The organism is Serratia inhibens (assembly GCF_003591175.1).
Taxonomy (GTDB): Bacteria; Pseudomonadota; Gammaproteobacteria; order Enterobacterales; family Enterobacteriaceae; genus Serratia; species Serratia inhibens.
Genome location: NZ_QYYG01000001.1, coordinates 660,491 through 679,468 on the forward strand (window position 1 = coordinate 660,491; position 18,978 = coordinate 679,468).

Annotated in this window: 15 protein-coding genes; 11 read left to right on the forward strand and 4 right to left on the reverse strand. The window is 54.9% G+C overall.

Annotated elements, in window-relative coordinates:
* Positions 1-340 precede the first annotated feature (340 nt).
* The 6 genes from D4100_RS03065 to rsxC all read left to right on the forward strand — a co-directional run bounded on the left by D4100_RS03065 (position 341) and on the right by rsxC (position 7,722).
* The gene (locus tag D4100_RS03065; RefSeq protein WP_119803039.1) at positions 341-2,026 is read left to right on the forward strand and encodes a ribulokinase; all 1,686 of its coding nucleotides are present in this window, start codon (positions 341-343) and stop codon (positions 2,024-2,026) included.
* Positions 2,027-2,062: 36 nt separating this feature from the next.
* The gene (gene araA / locus D4100_RS03070) at positions 2,063-3,568 is read left to right on the forward strand and encodes an L-arabinose isomerase (RefSeq protein ID WP_119803041.1); all 1,506 of its coding nucleotides are present in this window, start codon (positions 2,063-2,065) and stop codon (positions 3,566-3,568) included.
* A 148-nt stretch (positions 3,569-3,716) separates the two neighbouring features.
* Positions 3,717-4,157, forward strand: a complete 441-nt coding sequence (locus tag D4100_RS03075) for a DUF2569 domain-containing protein (RefSeq protein ID WP_062870685.1) — start codon at positions 3,717-3,719, stop codon at positions 4,155-4,157.
* Positions 4,158-4,302: 145 nt separating this feature from the next.
* Positions 4,303-4,884, forward strand: coding sequence for an electron transport complex subunit RsxA (gene rsxA, locus D4100_RS03080; protein ID WP_065506225.1), 582 nt, complete (start codon positions 4,303-4,305; stop codon positions 4,882-4,884).
* Complete coding sequence (gene rsxB, locus D4100_RS03085; RefSeq protein WP_004943888.1) at positions 4,884-5,456, forward strand: electron transport complex subunit RsxB; 573 nt, start codon at positions 4,884-4,886, stop codon at positions 5,454-5,456. Before rsxA ends, rsxB begins: the two co-directional genes overlap by 1 nt.
* Positions 5,449-7,722 carry an electron transport complex subunit RsxC gene (rsxC, locus tag D4100_RS03090; RefSeq protein ID WP_119803043.1) on the forward strand — a complete coding sequence of 758 codons (2,274 nt, stop codon included), beginning with the start codon at positions 5,449-5,451 and terminating at the stop codon, positions 7,720-7,722. Before rsxB ends, rsxC begins: the two co-directional genes overlap by 8 nt.
* A 91-nt stretch (positions 7,723-7,813) precedes the next feature.
* On the opposite strand, the gene D4100_RS03095 is transcribed toward rsxC, so the two are convergent.
* Positions 7,814-8,707 carry a helix-turn-helix domain-containing protein gene (locus tag D4100_RS03095; protein WP_119803045.1) on the reverse strand — a complete coding sequence of 298 codons (894 nt, stop codon included), beginning with the start codon at positions 8,705-8,707 and terminating at the stop codon, positions 7,814-7,816.
* A 379-nt stretch (positions 8,708-9,086) separates the two neighbouring features.
* Here D4100_RS03095 and rsxD point away from each other — a divergent pair, with 379 nt between their 5' ends.
* The 4 genes from rsxD to nth are packed head-to-tail and all read left to right on the forward strand — an operon-like array spanning position 9,087 to position 12,141.
* Positions 9,087-10,172, forward strand: coding sequence for an electron transport complex subunit RsxD (gene rsxD / locus D4100_RS03100; RefSeq protein ID WP_119803046.1), 1,086 nt, complete (start codon positions 9,087-9,089; stop codon positions 10,170-10,172).
* A 9-nt stretch (positions 10,173-10,181) separates the two neighbouring features.
* The gene (gene rsxG / locus D4100_RS03105; RefSeq protein WP_065506221.1) at positions 10,182-10,811 is read left to right on the forward strand and encodes an electron transport complex subunit RsxG; all 630 of its coding nucleotides are present in this window, start codon (positions 10,182-10,184) and stop codon (positions 10,809-10,811) included.
* Positions 10,808-11,506 carry an electron transport complex subunit E gene (locus D4100_RS03110; protein ID WP_065506220.1) on the forward strand — a complete coding sequence of 233 codons (699 nt, stop codon included), beginning with the start codon at positions 10,808-10,810 and terminating at the stop codon, positions 11,504-11,506. Before rsxG ends, D4100_RS03110 begins: the two co-directional genes overlap by 4 nt.
* Entirely contained in the window at positions 11,506-12,141 is a 636-nt protein-coding gene (gene nth / locus D4100_RS03115) for an endonuclease III (RefSeq protein ID WP_065506219.1), read from the forward strand. The genes D4100_RS03110 and nth overlap by 1 nt, the downstream gene beginning before the upstream one ends.
* Before the next feature lie 241 nt (positions 12,142-12,382).
* Here nth and D4100_RS03120 read toward each other — a convergent pair whose 3' ends face one another.
* From D4100_RS03120 to D4100_RS03130, 3 genes are all read right to left on the reverse strand, one after another.
* The gene (locus tag D4100_RS03120; RefSeq protein WP_119803047.1) at positions 12,383-13,990 is read right to left on the reverse strand and encodes a glycoside hydrolase family 43 protein; all 1,608 of its coding nucleotides are present in this window, start codon (positions 13,988-13,990) and stop codon (positions 12,383-12,385) included.
* The gene (locus D4100_RS03125) at positions 13,987-15,363 is read right to left on the reverse strand and encodes a glycoside-pentoside-hexuronide (GPH):cation symporter (protein WP_119803049.1); all 1,377 of its coding nucleotides are present in this window, start codon (positions 15,361-15,363) and stop codon (positions 13,987-13,989) included. The genes D4100_RS03120 and D4100_RS03125 overlap by 4 nt, the downstream gene beginning before the upstream one ends.
* A gap of 245 nt (positions 15,364-15,608) precedes the next feature.
* Positions 15,609-16,511 (reverse strand): helix-turn-helix transcriptional regulator, encoded by a 903-nt coding sequence (locus D4100_RS03130; RefSeq protein WP_119803051.1) that lies wholly within the window; start codon positions 16,509-16,511, stop codon positions 15,609-15,611.
* Between the two features lie 941 nt (positions 16,512-17,452).
* Here D4100_RS03130 and dtpA point away from each other — a divergent pair.
* Positions 17,453-18,973, forward strand: coding sequence for a dipeptide/tripeptide permease DtpA (gene dtpA, locus D4100_RS03140; RefSeq protein ID WP_065506215.1), 1,521 nt, complete (start codon positions 17,453-17,455; stop codon positions 18,971-18,973).
* Positions 18,974-18,978: the final 5 nt, after the last annotated feature.

Consider the following 18,978-nt stretch of genomic DNA (forward strand, 5'->3'; position numbering starts at 1 on the left):
TCTTCGGCGAATAAATTCGCTCGCCGTGAAAACGTTATCATTAGGGTGCCTGTTGTCGGTGCGCCGCTTGTTTGCGCGGCATCTCCCAACACCAGCTGTAAGACGGATTAAGTTTTAGCGGGTATTTGTTGCCAAAATGTAGAGCGCTATCACATCCGTGGAATACAGCAGATATGTGCATATATTTAGCGAATTCCGCCAAGCGTTAACTTATGACAACCGTCACAAAATCACTGTGCGAAGCAGAAAAGTGCATACTTCCAGCTAATGGCTCCTCACCTGCCCACCGCTCAGGCTCCTATGGTTGTCACAGCGTATTAACACATCAGGAGTCAACATCATGACGGCAGGCGCTATTGCCCTGGGATTGGACTTCGGCAGCGATTCGGTGCGGGTATTGGCGGTTGACTGCCATAACGGCCAGGAGCTGGATACCGAAGTGGTTTACTACCCTCGCTGGCAGCGCGGCGAATTCTGCAACGCTGCAGAGAACCGATTTCGCCACCACCCACTCGACTATATAGAAGCCATGGAACAGGCGATCGTCAGCCTGGTGCAGCGTATGTCCCCGCAGCAACGGCTGCAGGTGATCGGCATCGGGGTCGATTCTACCGGTTCCACGCCTGCGCCGATTGACGCGCAAGGCAAGGTGCTGGCGCTGCGGCCGGAGTTTGCCGACAACCCGAACGCCATGTTTGTGCTGTGGAAAGATCACACCGCCATCGAGGAAGCCGACGCCATCAACCGGCTTTGCCGCAGCGGCGATTTCCCCGACTATTCGCGCTATATCGGCGGCGTCTATTCATCCGAATGGTTCTGGGCCAAGATTTTGCACGTTTCGCGTCAGGACGCCGGGGTGCGCCAGGCCGCCGCCTCTTGGGTGGAACTGTGCGACTGGGTGCCTGCGCTGCTGTCGGGCACCACCGCCCCGCAACGTTTGAAACGCGGGCGCTGCAGCGTCGGGCATAAAACGCTGTGGCACCCCGACTGGGGCGGCCTGCCGCCGAAAGCGTTCTTCGCCGCGCTCGATCCGCTGCTGGTCGAAGACCTGCCCTGGCCTTTGTTTGAAGACTCTCACACCGCCGATTTGCCGGTCGGCACGCTCACCGCCGAGTGGGCGGCACGCCTCGGGCTGCCTGAGAGCGTGGTGTTGTCCGGCGGCGCATTCGACTGCCATATGGGCGCGGTGGGCGCCGGGGCCCAGCCCTATACCCTGGTGAAGGTGATTGGCACCTCCACCTGCGACATCCTGATCGCCGATCGCCAGCGGGTCGACGGGCGCGCCATCGAAGGCATCTGCGGCCAGGTCGACGGCAGCGTGGTGCCGGAACTGATAGGCCTGGAGGCCGGACAATCGGCCTTTGGCGATATGTATGCCTGGTTCAGCCGTTTGCTGAGTTGGCCGTTGCATGAGGCGGCGAAAAACCACCCCGAACTGCAACCGCAGTTGAAACAGATTGAAGCCGGTCTGCTGGCCGCGCTGACCGAATCCTGGGCCGACAATCCGTCGCTGGATCACCTGCCGGTGGTGCTGGACTGGTTTAACGGCCGCCGTACTCCCTACGCCAACCAGCGTCTGAAAGGCGTGATTACCGATCTGAACCTCGGCACCGATGCGCCGACGCTGTTTGGCGGATTTATTGCCGCCACCGCCTTTGGCGCCCGCGCCATCATGGAGTGCTTCGAACAGCAGGATATCCCGGTCGACAACGTACTGGCGATGGGCGGTATCGCGCGTAAATCACCGACGATCATGCAGGCCTGCGCCGATGTGATGAACCGCCCGCTGCAAATTGTCGCCTCCGATCAATGCTGCGCGCTGGGTGCGGCGATCTTCGCCGCCGTGGCCGCCGGCCGTTTCAGCAGCGTACCCGAGGCGCAGCGCCAAATGGCCTGCGGCATCGAACGCACGCTGCAGCCGGATCCGCAACGTGTCGCACGCTATCAACAGCTTTATCAACGTTATCAGCAATGGTGCCTGGCCGCCGAGCCGCGTTACGCCGCTGGCGCAGATTCGCCATGCTGAATTTCGATACCCGACACTAACCCCCAGGAGTCTCTGATGGATGCATTTAAGCAGCATGAAGTCTGGTTCGCCATCGGCAGCCAGCACCTGTACGGCCCGCAAACCCTGCAACAGGTCAAGGCGCACGCCGAACAGGTGGTGGAAAGTCTCAACCGCGAGGCAGGATTGCCGGTAAAACTGGTGCTGAAACCGCTGGTCACCACACCGGATGAAATTACCGCCCTGTGCCGCGACGCCAACTATCGCCAGGAGTGCATCGGTATCCTGACCTGGCTGCACACCTTCTCGCCGGCCAAAATGTGGATCGCCGGGCTGTCTATCCTCAACAAACCGCTGCTGCAATTCCATACCCAGTTCAATGCCCAGGTGCCCTGGGACAGCATGGATATGGACTTTATGAACCTGAACCAGACCGCCCACGGCGGCCGCGAGTTCGGCTTTATCGGCGCCCGCATGCGCCAACAGCACAGCGTGGTTGCCGGCCACTGGCAGGATCCTGAAGCGCACCGCCGCATTGCCCAGTGGATGCGCGCCGCCGCCGCCAAACAGGCGAGCCGGCAACTGAAAGTGGCGCGTTTTGGCGACAACATGCGTGAAGTGGCGGTGACCGAGGGTGATAAGGTCGGCGCGCAGATCCAGTTCGGCTACTCGGTCAATGCCTATGGCATCGGCGATTTGGTCAGCGTGATCAATGAGGTCAGCCGCGGCGATGTGGACAGCCTGATTGAAGAGTACGAAGCCAGCTATGTGCTGAGCGACGCGGCGCAAATCAACGGTGAAAAGCGCGAGAACCTGATCGACGCGGCACGCATCGAGCTGGGGATGAAACGTTTTCTGGAACAGGGCAATTTCCAGGCCTTTACCACCAACTTTGAAGACCTGCACGGCATGAAGCAGTTGCCGGGGCTGGCGGTGCAACGCCTGATGCAACAGGGTTACGGCTTTGGCGGCGAAGGAGACTGGAAGACCGCCGCGCTGCTGCGCATCCTGAAAGTGATGGCCGATGGGCTGAACGGCGGCACCTCGTTTATGGAGGATTACACTTATCACTTCCAGCCGGGCAACGATCTGGTGGTCGGTTCGCACATGCTGGAGGTCTGCCCGTCGATCGCCAAAGAAAGCAAACCGTTGCTGGACATTCAGCCGCTCGGCATCGGCGGCAAGGCGGATCCGGCGCGACTGATTTTCTCCACCCCCGCCGGCCCGGCGGTTAACGCCAGCCTGATCGACATGGGTGACCGTTTCCGCCTGCTGGTCAATCAGGTGGATACCGTGGAACAGCCGCACCCGCTGCCCAAGTTGCCGGTAGCGCGCGCCATCTGGCGGGCTCAGCCGACGTTGGCCACCGCCGCAGAAGCCTGGATCCTGGCCGGCGGCGCGCACCACACCGTGTTCTCCCAGGCGCTGGACGCAGACCAACTGCGGCTGTACGCCGAGATGCACAACATCGAGTTTTTGTTGATCGATAACGCCACCGCACTGCCGGCGTTCAAAAATGAGATCCGCTGGAACGAAGCTTACTATCAGTTAAACCGCCGTTAATCTGTCGGCAGCCGGGGGCAAAACCGGCTGCCGGTAGCCAAACGTGCTGCCCTCGCCCCCAGATCCCGACCATCCGCTTGATATTGATGACTAACCCCCTATTACCCGCTAAGCTATGCGGCTTCATGTCTTACCCAGGAAGCCGTTTATGTCTCAAGCTGAATACACCCGTATTGGCGGTTGGTTGCTGGCCCCGATGGCCTATATGATTGTCACCCTGCTTAGCGCCAGCCTGATGATGCTCCTGTATGGCATGGCGATTTTCATGCCGGAATCGCGTGAATACCTGCTGACCAACGCCCAGGCATTTACCCTGCAATGGTATTTGTCCGTCCTGACCACGCTGGCGATGTGGTGCTTTACCCTGTGGCTGCTGTGGCTGTTTTGCCAGCGCTCGCAGCGTTTCCCCAAACTGTTCCTGGTGTGGTTGTTGATCACCGTGCTGTTGGCGATAAAAGCCTTCGCCTTTGCGCCGGTACCGGACGAGTTGGCGGTGCGCAGTCTGGGTTGGCCACTGCTGATGGCGGCGCTGCTGGTACCCTATATGAAGCGTTCCCAGCGGGTAAAAGGCACCTTTACCGAGCGCTGAATAGCGTTGTGGCACGTTTTATACGGATAATTGTGTAAATTTTCGCCAAAAAAGGGCGGAAAGAGCAATAACCCTGCTATACATATGTTGTCGTTACGCCGCCAATTCCCGATAATAGGCGGCTTTTATTTTTTTAGGCATCGCAATGACCGAATACCTGCTCCTGTTTGTCGGCACCGTCCTGGTGAATAACTTCGTTTTGGTGAAGTTTCTTGGCCTGTGCCCGTTCCTTGGCGTATCCAAGAAGCTGGAAAGCGCCATCGGCATGGGAATGGCCACCACCTTTGTCATGACGCTGGCCTCCGTCAGTTCCTGGGTGATCAACACCTTTATCCTGGTTCCTCTGGATCTGGTGTATTTGCGCACGCTGTCATTTATTCTGGTGATCGCCGTTGTGGTGCAATTTACCGAGATGGTGGTGCGCAAGACCAGCCCTGCGTTGTATCGCCTGCTGGGCATCTTCCTGCCGCTGATCACCACCAACTGCGCCGTGCTTGGCGTAGCCTTGCTTAACGTCAATCTCGGCTACAACTTCCTGCAATCGGCCGTGTACGGCTTTAGCGCCGCGGCCGGTTTCTCGCTGGTGATGGTGTTGTTCGCCGCCATTCGTGAACGGCTGGCGGTCGCCGACGTCCCTGCGCCATTCCGCGGTTCTTCTATCGCGCTGATCACCGCCGGGCTGATGTCGCTGGCCTTTATGGGCTTTACCGGGCTGGTGAAATTCTAATGACGGCGTTATGGATTGCTATTGCTGCGCTTAGCGCCCTCGGCCTGTTGTTCGGCCTGGTGCTGGGTTTTGCCGCCCGCCGCTTTGAAGTGGAAGAAGATCCGGTGGCCGAACAGGTCGACGAGATCCTGCCGCAGAGCCAATGCGGCCAGTGCGGCTACCCCGGCTGTCGCCCTTATGCCGAAGCCGTCGCCAACGGCGAGATGATCAACAAATGCGCGCCGGGCGGCGAGCAGGTGATGCTGAAACTGGCAGAGCTGCTTAACGTCGAGCCGCAACCGTTGGGCAGCGAAGCCGCCGCCGAACCGGTGCGCCAGGTGGCCTACATTGATGAAGCCAACTGCATCGGTTGTACCAAGTGCATTCAGGCCTGCCCGGTGGATGCCATCGTCGGCGCCACTCGCGCCATGCACACCGTAATTACCGATCTCTGTACCGGCTGTGACCTGTGCGTTGCGCCGTGCCCTACCGATTGTATTGAAATGAAGCCGGTCGCCACCACCACTGCCAACTGGAAGTGGGATATGAAGACGATCCCGGTGCAAGTGATCCACGTGGAGCAACATGCTTAATCTGTTCGCCGCCTTCAAAAAAGACCGGATTTGGGATTTCGATGGCGGGATCCATCCACCGGAAATGAAGACTCAGTCCAGCGGAACGCCACTGCGCACAGCTCCGTTGGCCGAGCGCTTTATTATTCCCCTGCAACAACATCTTGGGCCGGAAGGCGAGCTGTGCGTCAACGTCGGCGACCGGGTGTTGAAGGGCCAACCGTTGACCCTTGGCCGAGGCCGTACGGTGCCGGTACATGCGCCGACTTCCGGCATCGTCAGTGCCATCAAACCGCATATCACCGCCCACCCTTCCGGGTTGGCTGAGCTGTGCGTGATAATCCAGGCGGACGGCGAAGACCGCTGGTGCGAACGCGAGCCGGTGGCGGATTACCGTCAATTGGCGGCGCAGGATCTATTGCAACGCATTCATCAGGCCGGCATCGCCGGGCTGGGTGGCGCCGGTTTCCCGACCGCCAGCAAGCTGCAGGGCGGCATGAGCGGCGTGGAAACGCTGATCCTCAACGCCGCCGAATGCGAGCCTTATATCACCGCCGACGACCGTCTGATGCGCGAACACGCCGACCAGATTATCGAAGGCACGCAGATTTTGCGTCACCTGCTGCAACCCAAGGTCACGCTGATCGGCATCGAAGACAACAAGCCGGAAGCGATCGACGCACTGAAGCTGGCGTTGCGCGATCAACCGGGCATCGCCCTGCGGGTGATCCCGACCAAATACCCTTCCGGCGGTGCCAAGCAGCTCACCAAGATCCTGCTCGGCAAGGAAGTGCCACACGGCAAGCACTCTTCCGCCATCGGCGTGTTGATGCAAAACGTCGGCACCGCTTTCGCCATTAAACGCGCCATTGTCGACGGCGAACCGCTGATCGAACGCGTGGTGACCCTGACCGGCGATGCGCTTAGCCAGCCGGGCAATCTGTGGGCGCGCATCGGCACGCCGGTGCAGCATCTGTTGAATTTTGCCGGCTTCCAGCCGCAGGCGCAGCAAATGGTGGTGATGGGCGGCCCGCTGATGGGCTTTACCCTGCCCGCCCTTAACGTACCGATCGTTAAAATCAGCAACTGCATTCTGGCCCCGTCGGTCAGCGAAATGGCACCGCAGGAGCCGGAACAGTCCTGTATCCGCTGCGGTCTGTGTGTCGACGCCTGCCCGGCAGGCCTGCTGCCGCAACAGCTTTACTGGTTCAGCCGCGGCGAAGAACACGAAAAAGCCCGCAATCATAATCTGTTCGATTGCATTGAATGTGGCGCCTGCGCCTTTGTCTGTCCAAGCAATATCCCGTTGGTGCAGTACTACCGCCAGGAAAAGGCCGAGATCAAAGCCATCGATCAGGAAGCCGCGCGTACCGCCGAAGCCAAGGCGCGTTATGAAGCCAAGCTGGCGCGACTGGAACGCGAAAAACTGGCGCGTGAAGAGCGCCACAAAAAAGCCGCGGTCAAGCTGACCGATGACGATCAGGATGCCGTCCAGGCCGCTCTGGCGCGCGTACGCAGTAAAAATGCCACGCCTGCGACCGGCACGGTGAGCGGTGATGCCCCAGACAACAGCGAGATGATTGCTGCCCGCGAAGCCCGCAAGGCACAGGCACGCGAACGTCGCGCTCAGTTGGAGACGACAACCGCTCCAGATGCGGCAACGGTCGCTGAAGGTGAAGACCTGCGTAAAGCGGCGGTTGCCGCTGCGTTGGCGCGGGTAAAAGCCAAAAAAGCCGCACAGCAAGAGGTTGAAACGCCTGTCGACACCGCGCCGGCCGAACCGGCAACCGCGGTGACGGAAGAAGATCCACGCAAGGCGGCGGTCGCGGCGGCCATTGCCCGCGCCAAAGCCAAAAAGGCGGCGCAGCAAGCCGGTGTCGAAACGCCTGTCGAAGCCACGCCGGCCGAACCGGCAACCGCGGTGACGGAAGAAGATCCGCGCAAGGCGGCGGTCGCGGCGGCCATTGCCCGCGCCAAAGCCAAAAAGGCGGCGCAGCAAGCCGGTGTCGAAACGCCTGTCGAAGCCACGCCGGCTGAACCGGCAACCGCGGTGACGGAAGAAGATCCGCGCAAGGCGGCGGTCGCGGCGGCCATCGCCCGCGTCAAAGCCAAAAAGGCGGCGCAGCAAGCCGGTGTCGAAACGCCTGTCGAAGCCACGCCGGCCGAACCGGCAACGGCGGTGACGGAAGAAGATCCGCGCAAGGCGGCGGTCGCGGCGGCCATCGCCCGCGTCAAAGCCAAAAAGGCGGCGCAGAGTCTGGCTACAGCCGAGGCGGAAAAAGAGTAACGGAAGAAAGCGCCTTGCAGAACGCAAGGCGCGTTAGGCTGTGTCCCTTGATGGAACTGCGAATGCACCACGGATCATTAAGGGACGCAGCCTAATCAATAGAAATCAGATAGGTATAATCGACGTCGATCTGACGCATCTTCAAGTCCTGATTCCATTCCTTGGTTTGAATAATTTCCATTTCTACGCTGCCCAGCACCTCATGACGCAGCCCCGGCATTACGTGGGTCACCAGATAAGAGAAGAACTGCAAGCACTCTTTCGCCGTGCCCAGATGGTTGATCGAAATATACTCGCGGCCGGGAATATGAATATTGTCGATCTGATGCCCCGAAAGAATATCCTTTTTGTTCTCCGCTTCCACCGCCATAACGTGAGTGGATGAGCACTGCTTGTCATCACGGTTACGGGCGGAGTGGATGCTGTATACCCGGCGGCAGTCCACATTCAGCCCGCGAAAGAAATCGGTAAAAATCTCGTCCTTCATCGCCATGCAAGAAGCATGTTCGATTTCCGTTTCAACGGCAAAATCCAGCTGGCGCGAGAAACCAACCAGTTGCATATCCGGCAGCGTTACACGTTTCACCTCCGGATAGTAATCGGCCGCGAAACTGGCGTCGAAACTGAAGCGCGGCATCAGGCTCTTTACATCCCATTTGTCCATCGAACGATAACGATTGGGCGTGGTGTCGAAACGCTGTTTGAACATGCGCGTAAAGGTCTGCTGGGAATCAAAGCCCAACTCGTCTGAGATGTCGATGATCGAGCGGTGGGTAATACGTAACGCGACTGCGGCACGCGTCAGGATGCGTGAACGGATATAGGTGGCGAGCTGAATCCCGGTGATACGCTTGAATTTGCGCTGCAGGTGCCATTTGGAGTAGCCGGAAATGCGCGCGACTTCGTCCAGATTTGGCCGTTTCTCCAGATGTATCTCAACCCACTCAATTAATTCTTCAATAAAAAATACATCTTCATTAGTCATTATTATGCATTCACTAACTCAATATTACTCGGGATAATAACCTACATGGATTATGTAAAAGTTGTTATTTTGTGCGAAAAAACGTACCAAAAATAACATACAAATCCTGTGGTTGTGACCTGACTCCGGTCCGCGATGCCAACAGTTTGGCTACTGCATGTTCAAGCTAGCGCAATTTTACCGCAGAAAAAAATCCGATCGCGCCACAGGGTGATTAAACCGCAGCGCAGCCCGTGCTAAAAGCCTAATACCCCTACAATTAAGACGTATTACCCTTTCAGTGATTGAGGTAGAATGCAGCGCTGTTATTTTCCCTGTGCCTCCGCTGTGAGGCGCGTAGAACCTGCCGATGCACGGCAAAGATAGGTGTAGTGATTCTATGAAGTTCAGGCCGGTACAACAAACAGCCGCCAAAGGCTTGCACATCGCCAGTTCCCCTTTCACCCATAACCAGCAAAGCACCAGTCGCATCATGCTGTGGGTGATGCTGGCTTGCATTCCGGGTATGGCGGCGCAGGTGTGGTTTTTCGGCTACGGCAACCTGATCCAAACCGCGCTGGCGATGATCGTCGCCCTGCTGGCGGAAGGCGCTATCCTCGCCCTGCGCAAATTGCCGGTACGCGCCCGGCTGGCAGACAACTCGGCGCTGCTGACCGCGCTGCTGCTCGGTATCAGCCTGCCGCCGCTGGCCCCCTGGTGGATGATTGTTATCGGTACCTTCTTTGCCATCGTTATCGCCAAACAGCTTTACGGCGGCCTGGGGCAAAACCCCTTCAATCCGGCCATGGTCGGTTACGTGGTGCTGCTGATCGCCTTCCCGGTGCAGATGACCAGTTGGCTGCCGCCGGATGAACTGCGCGCCAGCGCCCTGTCGTTCCAGGACACCCTGCTGGCTATTTTCAGCGGCCATACCGCGCAGGGCGCCACTATTCATGAGCTGCAAATGGGCATTGACGGCATCAGCCAGGCTACCCCTTTGGACGGTTTCAAAACCGGCCTGCGCAGCGGTCATAGCGTCGAGCAGATGCTGCAACAACCGCTGTTCGGCGGCACGCTTGCCGGCATCGGTTGGCAGTGGATCAACCTCGGCTTCCTGGCGGGCGGTCTGTTTATGCTGGCGCGCCGCCTGATTCACTGGCAGATCCCGTTCAGCATGCTGGCGACCATCGCCTTCTGCTCCGGCCTGGCCTGGTGGTTTGATCCTGCGCATCAGGCTTCGCCGCTGATCCACCTGTTTTCCGGTGCCAGCATGCTGGGCGCGTTCTTTATCGCCACCGACCCGGTCAGCGCCTCCACCACCCCGAAAGGCCGCCTGATTTACGGCGCTCTGATTGGCGTGCTGGTGTGGCTGATCCGCGTTTATGGCGGCTACCCGGACGGCGTGGCCTTCGCCGTGTTGCTGGCCAATATTACCGTGCCGCTGATCGACCACTACACGCAACCACGCGTTTACGGTCATCGCTAAGGAGCCATGATGCTGAATTCAATGAGAAAGCATGGCACCACGCTTGCGGTATTCGCCGCAGTGACGACCGGTTTGACCGCCGTGGTGCACAGTCTGACGCAGAAAACCATCGCTCATCAGGCAGAACTGCAGCAAAAAGCGCTGCTCGATCAAGTGGTGCCGCCGGAAAACTACGATAACAACATGCAGACCGAATGCTTCCTGGTCAGCGATCCGGCGTTGGGCAACGGCACCCCGCACCGCCTGTATCTGGCGCGCAAGAACGGCCAGCCAACGGCCGCGGCACTGGAAACCACCGCACCTGATGGTTATTCCGGCGCCATTCAGCTGCTGGTCGGCGCCGATTTCAGCGGTACCGTGCTCGGCACCCGGGTGATCGAACACCACGAAACACCGGGGCTGGGAGACAAGATTGAACTGCGCATTTCGAACTGGATTTCGTTCTTCAGCGGCAAGAAAATTGCAGGCGCGGACGACAAACGTTGGGCGGTGAAGAAAGACGGCGGCATGTTCGATCAATTCACCGGCGCCACCATCACGCCGCGTGCGGTAGTCAACGCCGTTCGTCGCACGGCATTGTATATGGAAACGCTGCCGCCTAAACTCGATACGTTACCTGCCTGTGGAGCCAGCGAATGAGTGAAGCAAAAGAGTTGATTGTCCAGGGGCTGTGGAAGAACAACTCCGCCCTGGTGCAATTATTGGGGATGTGCCCGCTGCTGGCCGTCACCTCTACCATTACCAACGCCCTGGGGCTGGGGCTGGCGACCACGCTGGTGCTGACGCTGACCAACGGCTCCATTTCTGCGGTGCGCCGCTGGGTGCCGAGCGAAGTGCGTATTCCTATTTACGTCATGATCATCGCGGCGGCGGTGAGCATTGTACAGATGCTGATCAACGCCTACGCCTTTGGCCTTTACCAGTCGCTGGGGATCTTTATTCCATTGATCGTCACCAACTGCATCGTGGTCGGCCGCGCCGAAGCGGTGGCGGCTAGAAAACCGATCGGCCTGTCGGTGCTGGACGGCATGGCTATCGGCCTGGGCGCCACCGGCGTAATGGTGACCCTGGGAGCGATGCGCGAACTGCTCGGCAACGGTACCCTGTTCGACGGCGCAGATATGCTGCTGGGAAGCTGGGCCAAGGTACTGCGCATTGAAGTGGTTCATTTCGACAGCCCGTTCCTGTTGGCCATGCTGCCGCCAGGTGCCTTTATTGGCCTGGGCCTGTTGTTGGCGGTGAAATACCTGATTGACGAACGGATGAAGGCGCGCACCGCCAAGGCGTTAGTGGCCGAGCCGGCGCAGGAACCAGGACAAGCAGAGAAAGCGTAATGAATAAACACAAACGCCTGGAAATTCTGACCCGGCTGCGCGACAACAACCCGCAGCCCACCACCGAGCTGGTGTACACCACGCCGTTCGAGCTGTTGATTTCAGTGCTGCTTTCCGCGCAGGCTACCGACGTCAGCGTCAACAAGGCCACCGCCAAGCTTTATCCGGTGGCCAATACCCCGGCAGCGTTGCTGGCGTTGGGCGTCGACGGCGTCAAAAGTTACATCAAGACCATAGGCCTGTTTAACAGCAAGGCCGAAAACGTCATCAAGACCTGCCGCATGCTGCTTGAGCTGCACGGCGGCGAAGTGCCGGAAGACCGCGCCGCGCTGGAGGCTTTGCCAGGCGTAGGCCGCAAAACCGCCAACGTGGTGCTCAACACCGCCTTTGGCTGGCCGACCATTGCGGTAGATACCCATATCTTTCGCGTCTGTAATCGCACGAACTTCGCGCCGGGCAAAAACGTTGATCAGGTCGAAGAGAAGTTGCTGAAGGTGGTGCCAGGCGAGTTCAAGGTCGATTGCCACCACTGGTTTATCCTGCACGGGCGCTATACCTGTATTGCACGCAAACCCCGCTGTGGCTCCTGCATCATTGAAGATTTATGCGAGTTTGATTGCAAAACCGAGGTGTAAAGTACAACTAAAAACTCGTATGCGCATCCTTCCATCGTGAAGTTATGGCTTTATGTAAACTCTCACAGTCAGACTGCTTGCAGAGCCAGGAGGATCGGGCAATCTCTGGTTGTCGCCGCGGCAACGGCTCAGCGCCGGTTTCATCCTGTCTGAATAGTCAGTGATAGCGCCCTACAACGCGGCGACACAGTGAATGATTTGGTTTGAACCTGTCAGTTTTCCATGACGAGGTATTTCCTGCTTATTGATCTTCAATAACCGGGACGTAAGAAAAATAATCAAAATCTGCATACGCGTTTTCCCCCGTAAAGTCCTGGCAACAAATACCGACAAATGCTCCAGTAAACCGCTCATGGCCTTTTTCTTTGAAGTATTCATCAGACAACTTGCTGTATTCAACATACCCCGCCACGCGATGCCACTCTTTCTCGTCATAGGAATAAAAGAAGAAGGCAGCGTCATGACTCACCTCAACTTTTAGATGAACCGGACTATCATTGTCCAGTTCAATCCCCTTTTCCGTCGGCTGACTGAATCTGTTCAGGTCATTAATCATCAGGTTAAGGGTGCGTTTCCCCTCACTGTCAGCCGTCAAAAACAAATAAATATAGTTAGTGGTATCGTAAATACAGACCAGTCCTGCCATTTGCTGGAAAGAAGTCGGTGTGAAATCAACGCATGTTTGTGCCCTGAAAACGAAGTCCGTTTGTCTTCTGGCCACCAAACTCTGGCAGTGGTGGGAACTGAGAGACTCTTTGCCATGCAACCGCAGCCACCCTTTTTTGGCTTTCAAGCTACAAATTTCCTCAGGAAGCGGAATGCGCAGGCTTTGAAAGTGCAGCGGCAAAGTGGACGAGTCAAAATCATCCCGTTCCGGCTCATCAGGCCAGGGCTTTTCCGGTAACCGGCAGTGGACGACAAGATCCGCAGTGGTTTTCTCATTGGACAGTCTTAACCAACCGTCGTGGCTCCAGTAGACTTTTTGGATGGCAGTTTCCCTGCCCATTGGGCTTCTGCCGCGTGAAGGCAAAGGCCGGCCACAGAGGTGAACCATAAAACACTCGCCCAGCTCGGTTTCAACCAGATCGGCATGGCCGGTACGCTGCAATGGGAGCCGGCAATCATAACGGGAAGTCATCATCTGCCCACAGGGATCGGTTTCGTACGGCCCCAGTAAATGGCGCGAACGCGCCATAGTCACGCCATGATTGTAGAAGGTCCCCCCTTCTGCCGTTAAGAGATAGAACCAGCCGTTCCGCTCATAAATGTGTGGCCCTTCCGTCGTGCCCAGATCGCTGCCGTTATAAATCTTTTGACACTTACCGATGAATTTTCTGCTTTCCTCATCGTATTGCTGAATAATGATGCCATTCCACTGTGGGAAGCCCGGCTTCCCACCATCCCGGTAACTCATCTCCATACTCACCAGCCATTTGGTACCGTCGCTTTTATGAAACAGCGACGGATCAATTCCCCGGCTGTTGAGATAGGTTGGCTCAGACCATTCCCCCTCAATGTCCGACGTTGTCACTATAAAATTGTTAACATCCCAAAACCTGCCCGTCAGGTTTTTTACATCGGTGTAAACCAGGTAAAATTGCCCCTTATCGATACTCAGGCAAGGCGCGTAAATCCCGCCAGAGTCCGGGTTACCTTTCATATCCAACTGGCTCACTCTGTTAAGGGGGTATGAGATTAATTTCCAGTTTTTTAAATCAAAAGATTTATAGAGACAGATACCAGGAAACCATTCGAATGTTGAAGTAACGATATAATAGGCATGATTAGCATAGATAATAGAAGGATCCGGGTTAAATCCTGGCAAAACAGGGTTATTAATGGTTGTCATCTCAACTCTCCCTTAACTTCTGAAACAACGTCGGTAGAGGCATTTTTTGGCAAATACGCATCACCACCCTTCTTGTGATCAAGATTATATTTCCTGAGGATCAGAATAAGACTCAAGATTAACAGTGCCGGGATAATCGTGAAAATAAGACGAATACAGAGAGTGGCGGTATCCGCTTGGGTAGCCGAGTTGCCTATATAGCCACCGACCGTCAGTAACCACCCCATTAATGCGCCACCTATTGCAATGCCGACCTTGATGGCAAAAATGTTCGTTGAAAAAACCAGCCCGCTGAATGACTTCCCGGCTTTACCTTCAATATGGTCAATAATATCGCTGAGGAGACTCCATTGTAACGGCGTTGCAGTAGAGTTTATAAAGTGGACACATCCGATAATCACACAGATAACAATGACATATTGCGCTGGAACGAAAAACAAACCGATCATGATGGCGGCTTGCACCGTCATTGCCATTTTATAAGCAAATAACCGGTCTAGTTTTGAATACAAAGACGTGGTAAACATTGACCCAAAAAATTTGGCACCAAGAATGATGGTTAGAATAATGCTGACAAGATCAGGCCGATGCAAATAATAAGTAACGAAATACATCGCGCCACCGGTTTTTAAAATACCTGCCGTCAGGTTAACTACATTGAGTAAAAATAACTTCCTCCAGTTTCTATCGGATGAAAGATGGCGGAGCTCTTTGAAAACAGTGCTGAATTTCTGTGATTTATCCACAGGGCGAGCATACTTTTCATTGGTCAAAGCGAAACAAAGATAAAACATAACGGTGCTGATCACTCCCATCAACACCATAGCGTAAAAGTAGCCGTGTTGCAGATTGCCGCCCCCCAGGGTTTTAGTCAACGGCAGGGCAACAACCGATACTATGATCCCGCCCAGCGCCGCGAAGGCAAAGCGGTACGATTGCATGGAAACGCGTTCGTCCGGGTTTTGGGAGAGATTATTAATCATGGCGCAATAAGGGACGTTTACCAACGTATAAAGCAGTGATAATGCAGTATAAGAAACATAGGCATAGATCAGCTTGCCCGTTTCACCGAATTCCGGGGTGAAAAAAGTGAGAGAGCCAAGAATACCGAAGGGTAATGAGAACCAAAGTAAGTAGGGTCTGAACTGTCCGTGCTTTGTTGAGGTGTGATCGGCTAAAAAGCCGATGTAGACATCGAAAAAGGCATCCAGGATACGTACGACAAGAAACATGATTCCCATATGAAAGGCGCTGAGGCCATAAATATCCGTATAAAAATACGCCATGAACAACATGATGGTTTGCCAGATGATGTTCGATGCGCCATCGCCCAATCCATAGCCTATTTTCTCTTTAACCGTGAGTTTAGACATGTTGATACCTTTTGAGTTTTTATAGAGTCAGACAGCACTGACGTCCTGGCATCAAAAATAATCTTTATCTTGGGAGACGGCTGTAACGGAAAATGGATTTTATATAATTTTTTTGCGCTTGCAGAGTAACGGAGATCACCATTTTGCAAAGAGATGATTGCCTGAATTCCGTTGACATAGGTTTGAACGGCCGTTTCACCCTATGGAAACGACGACCAGGTTATATAACCTGTTCTAATGGATGCTTAGGGTTTTTCCTGGCGTACAAGGCTATCGTGCTTGGTAGAGAGTTGCTTCGTGGAGCGGCTGTTAATTCTGAATGTTTTAGGCGTCACCCCCATTAGCGATCTGAATTTGAAACAATAGTAGGCGCTGTCGGTAAATTCGCACTGATAAGCAATATCAGTAATGCTTAACTCTGTATTTCTCAGGAGTTCAGTGGATTGGGCAATTTTTTTCCCGATCAGATACTCTTTAAAACTGACTTGCATGATTCTTTTGAACGTTCTGGAGAAATGGCTTGTCGAGAGAGAGCAATGCGCAGCGGCTTCATTCAATGTCATATTGAAGGTTGTGTTTTTTTCAACATGTACGACCAAATCAATTATCTTGTCAAAGATGTTATTTTTTTCATCACTGACGGTGACTTGCTCAGCATGTTGAGCATGGGTAAACACCGTATTGAGCAGGAGTATTAACAACGGATTCGCTTCACACAGGGTGTAGGGGAGATCATGCATATCGGTGAACCATCTGAAGAGAAAGTGCATTCGCTCGGCATCACACTCGTTCAGTTGCAATACAAACCCGGCGTGCGGAGGCGTCACGGGGAACTGATATTTTAAACGATTCAACACGGTATTATTGTATTGCAGCAAGAACCGCTCATGATTATCGGTGAATGCCAACTCCATATCATGGAGTATCATCGGCCCCACAAAGACTAAGGTATTGTCTCTCAGTTTGAATTTCTCGCTGCCGATAGAGTAAAAACCCTCGGCGCGGCGGAACCACATAACCTCATATTCCAAATGTACGTGGGGCCTGATGTATACCCCTTTCTCAGGCACAGTCTCCCGTGCGCGCAACATGTAATCTGTGCCCAGCGTCGTTTCGATTTTTTCGAAAAAGTGATCTACGTTCCACATAATACGCAAATTTCTTATAAAAAGACGTCGATAACGCCATTTGTTACGCCTTTTAAAGCTAAAAATCAATGCCGTGCTTTACTGCGTTTGAAGATCTTCCCTTTGCCGCACGGCCTGACGCCGGGCAGGTCATTACGCTAATAGGCTCACTATGTAACTCCCCCTTCTCAAGGGTTCAAAACTCGCCTGTCTTACGTATTCTTATCCTGAAGTTTCCTGGTGAACACTCCATTATTTTTGAGCCTGGCACAGAAACAAGCACTGTCCATGAAATCAGTTTGCTCTGCTTACCCACCTTGAACAGCGCTCTTTAACGCTGCGGCATGTTAGGGATATCACATTTTGCACGCACCACCCTGCATCCACCACATCCTCCTGCTACAACCCTATTTTTTATCAGAAATGTGATATCAATCAGCAGTAACCTTGGTGAATTCGTGGATTTCAGCGAAAAACTCATCTCGATGTTATTTTCAAGCAAAAATTTAGTCGAAAATTGCGTGATCAATCACGCTTTCACGATCACATCCCCGTCACAACCGTCAGCACCGCTTCCTTGAATTTCTATAATTTTACAAAACCACGATTACTCACAACAATAAATCGGCCTGAACACATCAGGCATTGATATCAACCACTGAAATACAAAACAGCAGAAGATATCACTAATTAAATTCCGTATAGCTTTTAATCAAAACAAAAGTTCGCCAAAACAAATCAAGGCAAAAGTTCGTGCTGCGTAATATTTGTAACATGGTTGTTTCACGACACGAACGTTATATGTAACAGAATATGACAAACGGCTTGCCTCGTTGACAAAGATAGTGAACATTAACCGCCGTCATCCCCATCCTATAACAACGCAGAAGGATGCAGTCCTGCATCACCTTTTGTAATTTCCCGTCTCTCCGAGACGGGGCAGTGAAAAATCAGAGGTACCAGTGTCAACTGCAAACAACAACAGCAAACACCCTGAAAGCGTCAGTCTTAACGCCTTCAAGCAGCCCAAGGCGTTCTACCTGATCTTCTCGATCGAACTGTGGGAACGTTTCGGTTATTACGGCCTGCAAGGCATCATGGCGGTTTATCTGGTCAAAATGCTTGGCCTGAGCGAAGCCGACTCAATTACCCTGTTCTCGTCCTTCAGCGCCCTGGTGTATGGCTTCGTTGCCATCGGCGGCTGGCTGGGGGATAAAGTGCTGGGCTCCAAGCGCGTGATCGTGCTGGGCGCGCTGGTACTGGCCGTCGGTTATGCCATGGTGGCCTACTCCGGTCATGAAATCTTCTGGGTCTACCTGGGCATGGCGACCATCGCCGTGGGCAGCGGCCTGTTCAAGGCGAACCCGTCCTCCCTGCTGTCGACCTGCTATGAGAAAGACGATCCGCGTTTGGACGGTGCATTTACCATGTACTATATGTCCGTCAATATCGGTTCTTTCCTGTCGATGCTGGCGACCCCATGGCTGGCGGCGAAATATGGCTGGAGCGTTGCGTTCTCACTGAGCGTGGTGGGCATGCTGATCACCCTGGTCAACTTTATGGTGTGCCAGAAATGGGTGAAACAACACGGCTCCAAACCGGACTTTAAACCGCTGCAGGTCAAGAAGCTGCTGATGGTGCTGGTTGGCGTCGTGGCGCTGGTCGCTCTGTCAAGCTGGCTGCTGCACAACCAGATCATTGCCCGCTGGGCGCTGGCGATTATCTCCCTGGGTATTGTGGTCGTGTTCGCCAAGGAAGCCTTTACGCTGCACGGTGCGGCACGCCGCAAGATGATCGTCGCCTTTCTGCTGATGCTGGAAGCGGTGGTGTTCTTCGTGCTGTATGCCCAGATGCCGACCTCGCTGAACTTCTTCGCCATCCATAACGTCGAGCACAATATCCTCGGTCTGGCGTTTGAACCTGAACAGTATCAGGCGCTGAACCCGTTCTGGATCATGCTGGCCAGCCCGATTCTGGCGGCGCTGTATAACAAGATGGGCGACCGTCTGCCAATGCCGCACAAGTTCGCCTTCGGCATGATCCTGTGCTCCGGTGCCTTCCTGGTATTGCCGTGGGGCGCCAGCTTCGCCAATGAACAGGGTATCGTTTCGGTTAACTGGTTGATCCTGAGCTATGCGCTGCAAAGCATCGGTGAACTGATGATCTCCGGCCTGGGTCTGGCCATGGTGGCGCAACTGGTGCCGCAACGCCTGATGGGCTTTATCATGGGGTCCTGGTTCCTGACCACCGCCGCCGCCGCGCTGATTGCCGGCAAGGTCGCCGGGTTGACCGCCGTACCAAGTGACATCAACGATGCGCACGCTTCACTGGCCATCTACAGCCATGTGTTTATGCAAATCGGTATCGCCACCGCCGTCATAGCCATTCTGATGATGCTGACTGCGCCGAAGCTGTACCGCATGACGCTGGACACTGCAGAAGATACCCATAAGAAAGCGCAGGCCGCCGCAGCGGTTAACTGATAACG